The following is a 12,424-nucleotide window of genomic DNA, read 5'->3' as shown; positions in this document are numbered from 1 at the left end:
ATCCTGGGTAGCTTGGCCGAGATACGGAAAATATACGCTGTCGGTGACTCAGGGAACAGCAGCAGGATGGATAGGTCTCCGACGGGTTGTGAGTTGCAGGCCGGCCAGTATCAAAGCGCCACCGGCGATATAGAAAATGCTCATGCGCTCGCCAAGGAAAAGCCCTGCCAGTATGGCGGTGAATATGGGGCTCAGGTACATGAAGATCGCCGCCCTCGACGGACCGATGGTGTGCACGCCGTTGTTCCAGAAAGCATAAGCCAGCAGACCCGGAAAGATGGCTACGTAAGCCAGAGGTGGCACCACAGTGGCGTCGACGATGAAGCCGCCGGAGATGAACAGAAGATCGACGAGGTAGAATGGCAGGATGACCAGTACGCCGAGTGCCACCTGTACCGTGAGGAAGGCGATGGGTTCGAGTGGTACTGCCTGTCGTCGCAGTAACACCGAGAACAGGCCCCAGCAGCTCACGGCTGCAATCATGATGACATCACCCAGGTGAAAGTTGAGCTCGGTCAGGGTTGCCCAGTCGCCGCGGCTGATCACCACGAGAATACCCAGCATGGCGAGCACGATCCCCAAGGTCTGGGGCAGCCTGAGACGATCGCCCAGGATCAGCCATGCCAGAAAGGCGATCATGATAGGAATGGTTGAGGCGACCAGGGAGATGTTGAGGGCTGTGGTGCTCAACGCAGACAGGTACAGCAGCGTATTGAACGCGCCGACACTCAATGCCGACAACAGTAGCAGCGACCACTTGTGCGCCAGCACGACATGACGTTGGCGCCAGACACCTGGCAGGCCGAGTGGTAGCAGTATGCACAGCGCTATGGTCCAGCGATAGAATGACAGTGACAGTGGCGGAATCGTATCGACGACGCTGCGGCCAACTACGGCGTTGCCAGCCCAGAACAGGGCCGTCAGCGTGAGACCGAGATAGGCCAGCCATGGGGTCTGTCGTGCCCGCTTCAAAATGACTGACTCACCAATTGTCTGCTTCTCCTTTTCTTGGATGGACCCTATGATGGCCACTTCAAATCCGCCTTCGAGGCCAGCATACATGAGAACTACCGATGACCGGCGCTAAGCCTTGGCGCAAACGCATGATCGCTGCCCTGATGTTCATCATATTTATCGTCGCGGCCAAGGTACTGATAGATTGGCGCTACGAAGTGGCAGTCTCGCAGGCTCGATCACTGTTCGATGGATGCCGCAAGGCCTGGGCGCACCGTGGCTTCGTTGGCGAGCACGAGGAAAACACCCTCGGTAGCGTGAGAGCAGCGGCTGCTATGGGCGCCACAGGGGTCGAGGTCGATATTCTATACGACGAGCCTACGGAGCAGTTCATCGTCTCTCATGACGAACCCTACCAGCGAACCGACGGTGAGCTGCTGACACTGGATCAACTGCTCGCCGAATTCCCACAAGACACTTATCTCTGGCTGGATGCGAAAAACCTGGGTGAACTGTGGCCGCAGGACGCGCTAGCAGCAGTGGCAAAGCTGGCCATGGCGATAAAATCTTACGGCCTGCAGGATCGTGCACTGGTTGAGTCACGCAACCCGCTGTATCTGGGGAGACTGAGCGATGAGTCGATTCATACCAGTTACATGATCAGTCCGAATGCGAAATACGCGGCCCCCTTATTCTGGCTGAACGTGTATTTCATGAAGATGACGTATACCTGGGGGCCGTTCAGCGCGCTGTCGATGAATGACTATCGCTACGGGGAGAAGGTGGCCGAAGCCTTTGGCGACGAAGTGGCGATTCTGGTCAGTACCGTCAATGATGAGTCGGAATTTGAGCGCTATGCGCTGCATCCGAATATTCGCGTGGTACTAACGGATAAGGACTTTTTTGCCTTCGATAGCTGTTCGGTCGCTGTCGACTAGCCTGATATCTCCCCACGGTAGGGCCTGCATGGTGAAATCGGGTCGACAGGCTTCATTTCGGGCGTGTCGACTCACCAGCGTGGGGCGGCAGAACACCAGGCTGTTTTCGTTCTCGACTACCCGCATGTAGAGGTTGTCTTCATGCAGCTTCTCACCCTGGAAATAGTGCACGCTCTGCTGCTGGTTGGGATTGTCGAGTTCGTAGCCCATGGTGCCGAGCAGCCATTGACCGATCTCGTAGTGACTGATGAACTGTGCGTCTGGCAGGCGATATCTGATAGCGCTATCATCATCATGCTTCTGGTGCATGACAATCGGGACGCCGGCAACGTTCGCGGTCAGGCGATTGTGTCCCCAGAGCTTGTCTTCACCAAGCTCCTGCCCGTGGTCTGAGGTAAAGAGCCACAAATGATCACCATCGAAATTATCGCTGAGGAACTCTATTGAGGAGGCGAGAATTTCGTCGAGGTAGACCACGGCGTTGTCATAGGCGTTCGACATGCGTGTGTCATAGTCGACTTCCGCGCCATCGGGCCAGCGTGCAAAGTCTTCATCTTCGGCAGCGTAGGCCTCCTCATAAGGGGAGTGGGTGCTGCGCAGATTGATGACCACAAAGTTGCGCTCACCCCAGGTCTGGGTTTTCAGCCAATCCAGTACAGCCTTGTCACCCTTCATGTTCAAATCGATAGGGTTGTCTTCTTCGGTAATATGCACGTCGATGTAGCGGCTACCGATACCATTCATCATTTTGGACTCCTGGGTGGATATCCAGAACGTCTTGTATCCAGCTTCCTGGGCCAGCCTGAACATATTGGCCGTGCGATCTTCGAGTGCCTGGAAATTGCCTGGCTCTGCAATGACATTCATGAATAGCGGTAGAGATGAGCCGGTGGCGACCGAAGCGGCGATGCCCTGCGCAGCCTGCAGCTCGCCCCGTGCCCAGAGCGCTGACAGGTGAGGGGTAGTATCGCGGTGATATCCACCAATTCCCAGGCGATCCGAGCGAACGGAGTCCGGCATCAGGATCCAGATATTTTCTGGCGGATCGACAGGCTCAGTTCGGCTGATGGTATAGGGCGCATAATCGGGCCCCTCCACTGTCTTGTCCCGACCCATCATGCGTACGGCATAGTAACTGAACACATTGATCGAGTTATGCAGCGAGCTGCGCGCGGCGCCCGGCATGAAGGCGAGCATGTCGCGTGTGATGGCGCGGTTTGGTTTGCTGCCGAGTATCAGCACCACGATGATCAGTGGAATCCATGAGCGCTGGATCCGGAAATGTCGGATTCCCCAGTTGTACACGCCGAATAGAAAGGCATAAGGGATGCCCCAGGCCAGCAAAGCAGGCCAGTGATCCTTGAAGGTGCTGTTGATGGCCACCCCAATCTCATGTCGTTCCGAGAAGAGTTTGCTGATATCGATGGCAGTGAGCGGATCTCCGATATACGAGATATGGGAGATCTGCAGCAGCTGCATGAAGGCGAACAGCGCGAGGATGAGGTTCACGAACCATGGGCGGCCGCAAAGCCAGAGACAGAGACTGATGACCCAGAGGACGAATACGTAGGATAGTTCGAGCTCGGCGCGGTTGTTGGCCGTGTACAGCTGTTGGAGGAAATCGTCCGCGAGCAGCAATATGGTCGTCAGAATCGCGAGGCCGACCATGAGCCCTGTTCGGCGCAAGGATGGACCGCTCAGGCCGAAATTGGCTGTAAACGCCGGAAACATACGTAGTCGCCTCTCAGGAACCGCCAGCCAGATTTGACATCAATCAAGCCGGATTGGCCTGCAGGGCGGAATGATATGCCTGTTTATGGCAGGCTTAGCAGCGCGCGCATTTAACATCAGGCCTTCTGTCAAGTCAACCGATCGGCGCTGGTTCTGAGTGCTACTGACCGAAACGCTTCGTTGGCCCGTAAATGCAGAGGTAACTGCAGGAGGTTAAGCAATGAAGCCAGGATCTAACGACAAGAAAGACTGGATAGAATATGCCGCGCGAGCGGGCTATAGCGCTAAAATGGTGGTGTATGTGCTGCTGGGAGCGCTCGCCATCCTGGCGGCCTTCGGTTCGCAGAGCAGTGAACAGCTGTCGCAGAAGGGCGTATTTCAGGAAATACTGCAACAACCTTTCGGCAGGATTCTGCTTGGCCTGGTGGCGCTGGGGCTAGTGTGCTACGCCTTCTGGCGATTGGTGCAGGCCATCAAGAACACCGAGAACGTCAGCGACGACGCCAAAGGTTATATCAAGCGTTTCTTCTTTGTCGTCACTGGACTCATCTACGGCACCGGCGCTCTTCTGGCAGCGAAAATGGCCAGTGGCACCAGCTCCGGCGGTTCCAGTGGTAACCAGACCGAGAGTATGACGGCTCAGCTGATGAGCATGGAGTGGGGCCTGTGGCTAGTGGGCCTGCTCGGAGCGATCGTGATTGCACTGGCGCTCGTCCAGTTCAAACATGCCTGGAAAGCCGATTTTATCAGCAAGTTTCGCCAGGGTGAGATGAGTCGGAATGAAATCGATGCCAGTTGCAAGGCCGGAAGAGGTGGCTGTGCGGCCAGGGGCATCGTCTATCTTCTGGTTGGCATCTTCTTCGTACAGGCTGCCTGGACTACCAATCCTCAGGAAGCGGGCGGAATGAAGGAGGTCTTGCAAACCTTGCTTCAACAACCGTACGGCCCATGGCTACTGGCAGCTGTTGGCGCAGGCCTCGTGGCCTACGGGGTGTTCTGCGGCTTCGAAGCGAAGTATCGGCGTACCCGCCTAAATTAGCCTTCCAGGCCGAGGGATGCGCCCACACCGGCCAGAATCGCGATACCAAGGAGTGCAAAGATAAGCGCTGCAATGCTGTGAACCAGGCGCACCGGCATGCGGTGCGCCAGTTTCTCACCAACATACACTGCGGGCACGTTGGCTATCATCATGCCGAGCGTCGTGCCCATGACTACTGCGAACAGTGCCTCGTATTGGGCGGCCAGGGCCACTGTCGCGATCTGTGTCTTGTCGCCCATTTCAGCCAGGAAAAACGCGACAAGCGTAGCCGTGAAGGCGCCATAGCGCGTGCGGCCGAGATCGTCCTCATCTATTTTATCCGGGACCAGTATCCAGACCGCCATGGCCAGAAAGGATGCGCCAAGAATCCAGCGCAGATGCTCGGCCGAGATCAATGAGGTGAGCCAGGCGCCCAATGCACCCGCCAGACCATGGTTGAGCAGGGTGGCTACGAGGATACCAAGCACGATTGGCAGGGGTTTCCGATAACGCGCGGCCAGGATGAAAGCCAGTAGCTGCGTCTTGTCGCCTATCTCGGCCAGCGCCACTATGCCTGTGGAAATCAGAAAGGCTTCCAAGACCGTTAACTCCTTGACTGTGGTGGACATCCCGGCTCGTTCACGTCGGGCACGGCATCATAGACTCGATCGCCCGTGCTGTCGACTGAGGGCTGCTTGCACCCGGATTACAGGTCGTCACAGTTCTTGCTGGTCATTTGCTACTCAAATCACACTTTGTAGCCTATCTTTTCAGCAGAAAAACTTATCTTTGTTTACTTGAGGTCACGGTTCTATGCCTGCACAGCTTTCTATCGCCCAGCGTCTGGGGTTCGGCTTCGGCCTCGTTTTCCTCCTCATGGTGGCGATCAGTCTGATCGGTATCAATCGCGTAGGCTACATCGACACCACACTGACTGAAGTCAGCGAAGGCGCATCAGACAAGCAGCGTCAGGCTATCAATTTCCGGGGTAGCGTTCACGACCGGGCCATCGCCATTCGTGATGCCGTACTTGTGCAGGACGATCAGGCGCTGAAACAGCATCTGCTCGAGGTCGAGCGTCTCAACGATTTCTACCAGAAGTCTGCCGGCACCATGGCCCGACTTTTCTCGGAGAAAGGCAAGACCAGCGAGGAAACCAGCCTGCTGAATCGTATACAGGAGATCGAAAAAACAACGCTGGCACTGACTGCCCGACTCATCAGTCAGCGACAGAGCGGTGATATCGACGGTGCGCGTGACTTCCTGCTGTCCGAAGTGTCACCCGCCTATTCGGAGTGGCTCAAGCGCATCAATGCCTTCATTGACTACGAAGAGTCCCTGATCAGAGCCGAGTTGACCAGCGTCCGCGAAGTAGCCGGTGCATTCGGTACGACAATACTGCTCATGACTGGTCTGGCGCTGCTCGTCAGCATCGTTGTCTCGATACTGATCATCCGAAATCTGAAGCGGACACTGGGTGCAGAGCCGTATGAGGTAGCCGAAGCCATTCATCGTCTTGCCGATGGCCAGCTGAAACAGGATATTCACACGCAGTATGACAACAGCGTGATGGGGGCGTTGCGAACAACGCTGGTACGCTTGATGGACACCATGCGCGAAGCGCGCTCAAGCGCCGATGCACTGACGAGTTCATCTGCTGAGCTGCTGCGCACGTCTGACCAGAATAGTTCGCAGATTCAGGTGCAGTCCCGCGAGACCGAACAGATGGCGGCTGCCATCAATGAAATGGCTTCCTCGGTATCGGAAGTAGCCAGGTATGCCGCTCAGGCGGCCGAAGCCACGCAGACTGCGGATCAGGAAGTGAAAACCGGCAACCGGGTGGTTCAGGAATCTGCCACGGCTATCAACAAGCTGGCGCAGACACTGGAGCAGGCGGCTGAAACGGTACACGGCGTGTCGAAGGACAGTGGCAATATCGAAACCATCGTCGAAGTCATCAACGCCATTGCAGAACAGACCAACCTGCTGGCACTGAACGCGGCTATCGAGGCGGCCAGAGCGGGTACTCATGGTCGGGGCTTTGCGGTAGTGGCCGACGAGGTCCGTTCGTTGGCGACACGCACGCAGAATTCGACTCGGGAAATCCAGGACATGATCGGCAAGTTGCAGGAAGGTGCAGGCAAGGCTGCCGCTGTAATGGAAACCAGCCGTGACCTGGCGCGCAAGACGGTTGAGCAGACCAGAGAAGCCGAACAGGCGCTGGCCAGCATCGGTCGTGAAGTCGGGTCGATCAAGGATATGAACGTGCAGATCGCCAGCGCTGCTGATCAGCAGAGTGACGTCGCCGAGGAAGTGAACAAGAACATTACGCGAATCCACGATGCGACTATCGCCACATCGGCTGGTTCAGATCAGGTGGCGTCGTCCAGTCGGAAACTGTCAGCACTGGCAGATCAGCTGACAGGCAAGGTCAGCTTCTTCAAGACTTGAGCAGACGAGGCCGGACGTGAGAGCGTCCGGCCTTCGGCTTACTGTTTTCCCTTGATCTTCCCATTCAGAATGGCTTCGAGGCTCTCAAAAGCGCTGAGCGCTGATGCCTTCGCTGCGTCAATATCCAGTTCACCACTCAGGTCCACTTCGTTCAGAAAGCGCTGGAACACCTTCCAGTACAAGCCTGTGCGATCGCCAAAACCGTGAAAGAAAAACTGGGATTCTCCCGGCGTCAGTCCGAGTTGCCGCTGCACATGACGACTGATGTGCTGACCGCCGAGTGTTGAACCCTGTTTGACATACAAATACCCAATCATTTCGCTCAGACCACCTGGTGACCTGTCAGTGTCCTGCCGCCAGGCTGGCAGCGGGCATGGCCGATCGAGCACCGCAAAATCCTGCGCCAGCCACTTTAGTGGCATGGCCTGATAGCTGAACGCTGGTGTGGAGCTGCTATACCTCGGTTCCCAGAGGCTGTAGAACTCGTAAAATGCATTGAGTACCTGGCAATACCCACTTCGGGTCAAAGTCGTCTGATGAAGCTGAACGAGCAGAGGATGCTGATGCAGACGAAGATGAACTGTATCGGTCGCCCGCTTGAGTTCAGCCGCGAGCGAAAGGGAGCAGGTCTCTAATGCCAGGGCCTGGTGGGGGTCACTCATAGGTGTATGTCGATCCTGAATGCATGTTTACATGCTATATCAATGCATTCGAGCGAAAGACTTAACTGGATCAGTGTGTCTGATATTTGTTGCCGCTCGGGGTAACGAAGCGTCCAGCTCCGGACGCAGAGGTACGAAGACCTTCATCTGGCTCAGCTGTGCAAAAATAACTGAAGGCTGGATGCCAAACATCGTCCGAAATGTGTGGGAGAGGTGGGGTGAGTCGGTGAAGCCTGCGGCAATCGCAGCTTCAGTCAGCGACTGGCCCTGCGCCACGCCTACTGCCGTGATGTACATGCGATGCCATTGCCGGTAGCGACGGATAGGCACACCAATCTGCTGGCGGAAGAGTTCGACCAGACGCGAGACCGATAAGTTCACCTCTTGCGCCAGGGCTTCGACCGGACGGTTCTCGGTGACCGATTGCTTGATCAGTTCGATTACTCGTGCCACCCGGGGATCCGCCACGGTGCCCGCTGGCTTGCCCCGCAGGATAAGTCGGTCGAGCGTGGCGTAAGCCTCATCCGGTCGGGGCGTCTTCTCAGTCATGCGACGAAAGGCATGCTGAAACAGCTGTTCTTCACGAATCCCGATATGCAGTGTCGGACTCACCCGGGTCATGAGTGGTAACAGCGCGCTGTAGTCGTCGTTCAGCGGGTCGAGATAGCACACCGCTACCACGGCGTCGCCCAGCTCCACTGAAGCCGTCTGACCGGCCGCCAGCAGCAGGCTCTGGCATTTGACGGCGGCCTGCATGTCTCTGGTCTTCACCCGGAGCGGTTCGTCCAGGCTCACGATGAGTGCAGAGGCTGCCTGGGTGATGTCCAGCTGGTCTGCGAGGGAACCAATGAACAGCGTCCGCCGATCCCACAGATACAGCAGGTTGGAAATGTTTGGGGTAGACAGGGCACTGGCTCCTGGCGCGCGAGATTCGCTTAATGTCGGTGCCGACCATTCTAAGGCCAAACTCGATGAATTCCCCCAACTTCACATGCGTTCGTTGAACCAGTCGGCGTTTTCACGTATGCCAGCAGTTCTTACAAGCACCTGAATGACACTGATGTCAGCCTTGCGGTCGATTGACACATAAAAATAATGCAAGGATGACTTATGAAAAATCTGATGATCTCAATGGTCACTGTGGTGACTATGCTCATGGCCAGCCAATCTCAAGCTGGCTGGTTCGATTGGTGGAAAAGCAGTAACAGTAATTCGAAGACGCAGCACCCCATCGTTCTCGTGCCAGGTATATTTGCGTTCGACAATATTGCCGGTGTCGACCATTTCTACAAGATTCCGGCCGCTTTGAGCGCTCAGGGGGCTGAAGTCCATACCGCCAGAATCAATGCCTTCGACAGTTCTGCACGCAGAGGCGCCCGCCTCATCGAGCAATTGCTGCACATCCGGGTCACTAGTCAGCGGCCAAATCTCAAGTTCAACCTGATGGGACACAGCCAGGGCGGTATTACGGCTCGATATGTGATGAATGCTAGACCCGATCTCGTCGCGTCGGTGACCACCATGCATACGCCGCATCTCGGTTCACCGCTTGCAGATATCGTGACTGGTATAGCACCACAGAGCTCGCTACAGGGCATGGGTTTTGAAGCCTTTGCCAACGCAGTCGGCGACCTGCTTAACCTGTTGTCCAGGAACAGGATCGACGACGCGAATGTCTACTCCATGCTGTCAGAATTCAACAAGCCGGGTGCTGCGAAATTCAGCCAGGATTTCCCTGCAGGGATGCCGGCGAACTATTGTGGCCAGGGGCCTGGATCGGTCACGATTGCTGGACACACCATTCGTCTGTATTCCTGGAGCGGCACGTCGAAGTTCACCACCGGGATCGATCTTTCCGATGCGTTGTTCGGCATCACCGGTATTCCGTTTCCCGAGGCCAGCGATGGCGTGACCGGCCGCTGTTCCAGCCATTTCGGGCAGGTGCTGAAGGACAACTACAACATGAATCACCTGGATGTGACCAATCAGATCCTGGGCATGGTGTCGCTGTTTGAAATCAAGCCTGAGACCCTGTTTCAGAACCACGCCAATCGTCTGAAGAACGAAGGTCTGTAGTCACACCAGTCCGCCCCGCATCTTGCGGGAGCGGACATTTCAAGGTACAGCCATGAAGTCCCGATTGTCTTCGTCTACCAGCCGGTACCTTTTAGCCGGTGGTATTGCCGCCATCTGCTTCCTGCTGCTATTCCGACTGGCCAATAGCGTATCTTCCGAGCATGATCGGGTTGATCTGGATACCAGTGACCAGCCTGATGTGGCTGTCGATAACCCTCAACTGAAGAAAAGCGCTCTTACTGTCACAGCATCAGCGCATCGCGCCGATCCTGGGCCGCTGCCACCTTCTCTGGCAGGCGCAGAGCCTGACGTCACGCTCTCGACAGATGCAGCCGGTCATCTTGTTCCTGCCTATGATCTCATGGTGCTGTTCGACTTTTATTTGGCAGCCCTCGGGGAGGAGCCGCTTGAAACCGTACTGGCCCGTATTCATCTTGCGCTCGCTGCGCAGCTTGAAGGCAAAGCGCTCAGCGAAGCAAAAGACCTGCTTGGTCGATATGTCGACTACCGACTAGGCCTTGCGGAACTCGAGACGTCAGCGACGATGACCGCAGACGGCAGTTTCGATGTCACAACGCTGCAAGCCCGCATGCAGGCTTTGCAGGCGCTACGTGGCAGTCTGTTCGAGCCCGATGAGCTCCAGGCTTTTTTCGGGCTGGATGAAGTGCAGGATCAGTTTGCTGTTCAGCAACTGGCGCTCGCCTCCGACACGACGCTCAGTGAGGCCGAACGAAGTCAGGCCATTACGGCGTTGGAACAGCAGTTGCCAGTGGAGCTTCGTGAGCTGAGAGCCAAGGTCAATCAGAATGCTGAACTGTACACCAGGGCAGAATCCATGCGGAAGGCGGGTGCCAGTCGCGAGGCGATTTTTCAGGAAAGGGCAGCGGTTCATGGTGAAGCCGTGGCGGCGGATCTTGCAAAACTCGATGAAGAGCGTGCACGCTGGCGACAGCGCCTGCAAGCTTATGGGGCAGAGCGCAGGCGCCTGCTTGAATCCGGCCTCAGCCAGGTTGATCAGGAGGTGGCCATAGCAAGGCTTCGTAGCGAGCGTTTTTCCGAACTGGAGCAGCTGGAGGTGCGGGCCTTCGAATCCGAACTCTAGGACGACAGGTCCGGATCCTCACGCTTGCTTTCCTGCCATGGCCATCGGCCTGTCAGTTCCACATTCAGGGTGAAACTCAGAAATGTGCGGATAACGACAACAGCCGCGAGTACACCTATGGTGTCCCAGGTGAGCTCAACGGCCACCGTATGAATGATGTCAGCCGCTACCAGAAATTCAAGTCCCAGCAAGATGCCCTGGCCAAGTGACTGCCGGGATGTCTGAAAAGCCGCTCTCAGGTCGCTGCGCTTCACAAGACCGGCCACCATGACGAATAGCGCATAGGCCGACACAGCAACGATGATGGCAATGCCTGCAATTTCAATGGCTGCTGCGGCCCACCCGGCAACTGTCATAACATGTTCTGTCATTCGGCATTCCTCCATCGCCAGTGTGTCGGCTGGCGTTCAAAGTCGTCGCGCTCAGGCAGGTGTACGCGCTGGCGCCGGGAGGGGTTTGAATGTGGGGGGTATCAATAGTCTCTACAAGGGCGTGAGCTCTGTCACAGCGCTGACACCTTTCTGCCTCAACTCGTCGGTTCCGACGATGCCGAAGTGGCGCGAAAGCCATATTGTCCGGGTCAATATTCTTCGTGAAGTTGAGCCGGTCAATGAAATACTCATTCGTTGGATACATCGCAGGGGTCAATGCACTGGCGTTCGGTGGGCTGCTCTGGATGATTGCAGACAGCCAGTCCGAGCAGGCTGAAGCGTCGTCACCTTCATCGCTTACTCAAGCCAGACAAGCCAGCCAGACGGTTCCAGCGGCGCCGGTCCAACAGACAACTGCAGCACTTCCTCGATCCGTACCATCTGACCTTGGTAAAGCCGCAGATTCATTGCCGACGCCGGACCCTGTCGTCGACCTGCTCCAGCAGCCGGACAGCAATCCGGACTACCCAAGCTTTCAGGATCGGGTGACCGCAGTCAGTGTCCGCCGTAACAATCAGCACTTCGACCCTCGGGCGCTGTGGCTCGCAAGCCAGGAGCCAGAGGCCTGGCAGCCGCTGGAGACACCTTCTCAGTCCTTCGGCCTGAGTGCGGAGGAAATGCAGGACGGGCGCGAGTTTGTCCGCATCGACCCGCTCAAGATCGAGTCGCTAGTGCCCGGCGACACGCTCGAGATCCCCATAGCCCAACTGAACACGACCCTCGTGGCCTACATCGAGGACGTGCGCAGTGAAGACAACGGTCGCAACGTCACCTGGACCGGCCAGCTCGCGGGTCTCGATGCGCCAAACGAATTTACCCTCACCCGGGGCGGTGATCTGATCATGGGTGGGATATCCACGCCGGACGGCATCTTTGAACTTCAGGCCCATGGCAGCGAGGGCTGGATAGCCAGCGGCGCTACCCTCTTCAAAGGGCAGGATCAGCAAATAGTCGTGCCCCCGGAGCTGATTGAAAGTCCCCCGTCTCAGGTCGTGTATCTGGAGCCTGAAACCTTCGGCGAGCACGCTGGCCACTCACATGATCAACCATAAGAAAAACAG

The 12,424-nt window shown here is 56.7% G+C and carries 12 protein-coding genes; 6 read left to right on the top strand and 6 right to left on the bottom strand.

Annotated features, from left to right (window positions below):
* Positions 1 to 48 precede the first annotated feature (48 nt).
* On the bottom strand, positions 49 to 1,062 hold the full coding sequence (locus tag ABD735_RS09490) for a DMT family transporter (protein WP_344805696.1): 1,014 nt from the start codon (positions 1,060 to 1,062) through the stop codon (positions 49 to 51).
* 11 nt (positions 1,063 to 1,073) lie between these two features.
* On the opposite strand from ABD735_RS09490, the gene ABD735_RS09485 reads away from it, so the two are divergent.
* Complete coding sequence (locus ABD735_RS09485) at positions 1,074 to 1,892, top strand: glycerophosphodiester phosphodiesterase (protein ID WP_344805694.1); 819 nt, start codon at positions 1,074 to 1,076, stop codon at positions 1,890 to 1,892.
* On the opposite strand, the gene ABD735_RS09480 is transcribed toward ABD735_RS09485, so the two are convergent.
* The gene (locus tag ABD735_RS09480) at positions 1,839 to 3,623 is read right to left on the bottom strand and encodes a sulfatase-like hydrolase/transferase (protein WP_344805692.1); all 1,785 of its coding nucleotides are present in this window, start codon (positions 3,621 to 3,623) and stop codon (positions 1,839 to 1,841) included. The two genes, ABD735_RS09485 and ABD735_RS09480, sit on opposite strands and share 54 nt — an antisense overlap.
* Positions 3,624 to 3,843: 220 nt before the next feature.
* On the opposite strand from ABD735_RS09480, the gene ABD735_RS09475 reads away from it, so the two are divergent.
* Positions 3,844 to 4,662, top strand: coding sequence for a DUF1206 domain-containing protein (locus tag ABD735_RS09475; protein WP_344805690.1), 819 nt, complete (start codon positions 3,844 to 3,846; stop codon positions 4,660 to 4,662).
* On the opposite strand, the gene ABD735_RS09470 is transcribed toward ABD735_RS09475, so the two are convergent.
* The gene (locus ABD735_RS09470) at positions 4,659 to 5,270 is read right to left on the bottom strand and encodes a TMEM165/GDT1 family protein (RefSeq protein ID WP_344805688.1); all 612 of its coding nucleotides are present in this window, start codon (positions 5,268 to 5,270) and stop codon (positions 4,659 to 4,661) included. The two genes, ABD735_RS09475 and ABD735_RS09470, sit on opposite strands and share 4 nt — an antisense overlap.
* 184 nt (positions 5,271 to 5,454) lie before the next feature.
* On the opposite strand from ABD735_RS09470, the gene ABD735_RS09465 reads away from it, so the two are divergent.
* Positions 5,455 to 7,092, top strand: coding sequence for a methyl-accepting chemotaxis protein (locus tag ABD735_RS09465; RefSeq protein WP_344805686.1), 1,638 nt, complete (start codon positions 5,455 to 5,457; stop codon positions 7,090 to 7,092).
* 38 nt (positions 7,093 to 7,130) lie between these two features.
* On the opposite strand, the gene ABD735_RS09460 is transcribed toward ABD735_RS09465, so the two are convergent.
* Positions 7,131 to 7,754, bottom strand: coding sequence for a biliverdin-producing heme oxygenase (locus tag ABD735_RS09460; RefSeq protein WP_344805684.1), 624 nt, complete (start codon positions 7,752 to 7,754; stop codon positions 7,131 to 7,133).
* 39 nt (positions 7,755 to 7,793) lie between these two features.
* On the bottom strand, positions 7,794 to 8,720 hold the full coding sequence (locus tag ABD735_RS09455) for a helix-turn-helix domain-containing protein (protein ID WP_344805682.1): 927 nt from the start codon (positions 8,718 to 8,720) through the stop codon (positions 7,794 to 7,796).
* A gap of 144 nt (positions 8,721 to 8,864) precedes the next feature.
* On the opposite strand from ABD735_RS09455, the gene ABD735_RS09450 reads away from it, so the two are divergent.
* Positions 8,865 to 9,830 carry an esterase/lipase family protein gene (locus ABD735_RS09450; protein ID WP_344805680.1) on the top strand — a complete coding sequence of 322 codons (966 nt, stop codon included), beginning with the start codon at positions 8,865 to 8,867 and terminating at the stop codon, positions 9,828 to 9,830.
* 52 nt (positions 9,831 to 9,882) lie between these two features.
* Positions 9,883 to 10,932, top strand: a complete 1,050-nt coding sequence (locus tag ABD735_RS09445) for a lipase secretion chaperone (RefSeq protein ID WP_344805678.1) — start codon at positions 9,883 to 9,885, stop codon at positions 10,930 to 10,932.
* On the opposite strand, the gene ABD735_RS09440 is transcribed toward ABD735_RS09445, so the two are convergent.
* The gene (locus tag ABD735_RS09440; RefSeq protein ID WP_344805676.1) at positions 10,929 to 11,303 is read right to left on the bottom strand and encodes a DUF1622 domain-containing protein; all 375 of its coding nucleotides are present in this window, start codon (positions 11,301 to 11,303) and stop codon (positions 10,929 to 10,931) included. The genes ABD735_RS09445 and ABD735_RS09440 overlap by 4 nt on opposite strands.
* Positions 11,304 to 11,542: 239 nt before the next feature.
* Between ABD735_RS09440 and ABD735_RS09435 the strand changes: the two genes are divergently transcribed.
* The gene (locus tag ABD735_RS09435; RefSeq protein WP_344805674.1) at positions 11,543 to 12,415 is read left to right on the top strand and encodes a hypothetical protein; all 873 of its coding nucleotides are present in this window, start codon (positions 11,543 to 11,545) and stop codon (positions 12,413 to 12,415) included.
* The last annotated feature ends 9 nt before the right edge of the window (positions 12,416 to 12,424 follow it).

Source organism: Allohahella marinimesophila (genome assembly GCF_039538005.1).
Lineage (GTDB): Bacteria > Pseudomonadota > Gammaproteobacteria > Pseudomonadales > Oleiphilaceae > Allohahella > Allohahella marinimesophila.
This window is presented reverse-complemented; position numbering and strand designations above follow the sequence as displayed.

Coding starts and splice junctions, on each gene's coding strand:
- ABD735_RS09490 (WP_344805696.1), bottom strand. CDS start 1,062: ATGTATGCTGGCCTCGAAGGCGGATTTGAAGTGGCCATCATAGGGTCC.
- ABD735_RS09485 (WP_344805694.1), top strand. CDS start 1,074: ATGACCGGCGCTAAGCCTTGGCGCAAACGCATGATCGCTGCCCTGATG.
- ABD735_RS09480 (WP_344805692.1), bottom strand. CDS start 3,623: ATGTTTCCGGCGTTTACAGCCAATTTCGGCCTGAGCGGTCCATCCTTG.
- ABD735_RS09475 (WP_344805690.1), top strand. CDS start 3,844: ATGAAGCCAGGATCTAACGACAAGAAAGACTGGATAGAATATGCCGCG.
- ABD735_RS09470 (WP_344805688.1), bottom strand. CDS start 5,270: ATGTCCACCACAGTCAAGGAGTTAACGGTCTTGGAAGCCTTTCTGATT.
- ABD735_RS09465 (WP_344805686.1), top strand. CDS start 5,455: ATGCCTGCACAGCTTTCTATCGCCCAGCGTCTGGGGTTCGGCTTCGGC.
- ABD735_RS09460 (WP_344805684.1), bottom strand. CDS start 7,754: ATGAGTGACCCCCACCAGGCCCTGGCATTAGAGACCTGCTCCCTTTCG.
- ABD735_RS09450 (WP_344805680.1), top strand. CDS start 8,865: ATGAAAAATCTGATGATCTCAATGGTCACTGTGGTGACTATGCTCATG.
- ABD735_RS09445 (WP_344805678.1), top strand. CDS start 9,883: ATGAAGTCCCGATTGTCTTCGTCTACCAGCCGGTACCTTTTAGCCGGT.
- ABD735_RS09440 (WP_344805676.1), bottom strand. CDS start 11,303: ATGACAGAACATGTTATGACAGTTGCCGGGTGGGCCGCAGCAGCCATT.
- ABD735_RS09435 (WP_344805674.1), top strand. CDS start 11,543: ATGAAATACTCATTCGTTGGATACATCGCAGGGGTCAATGCACTGGCG.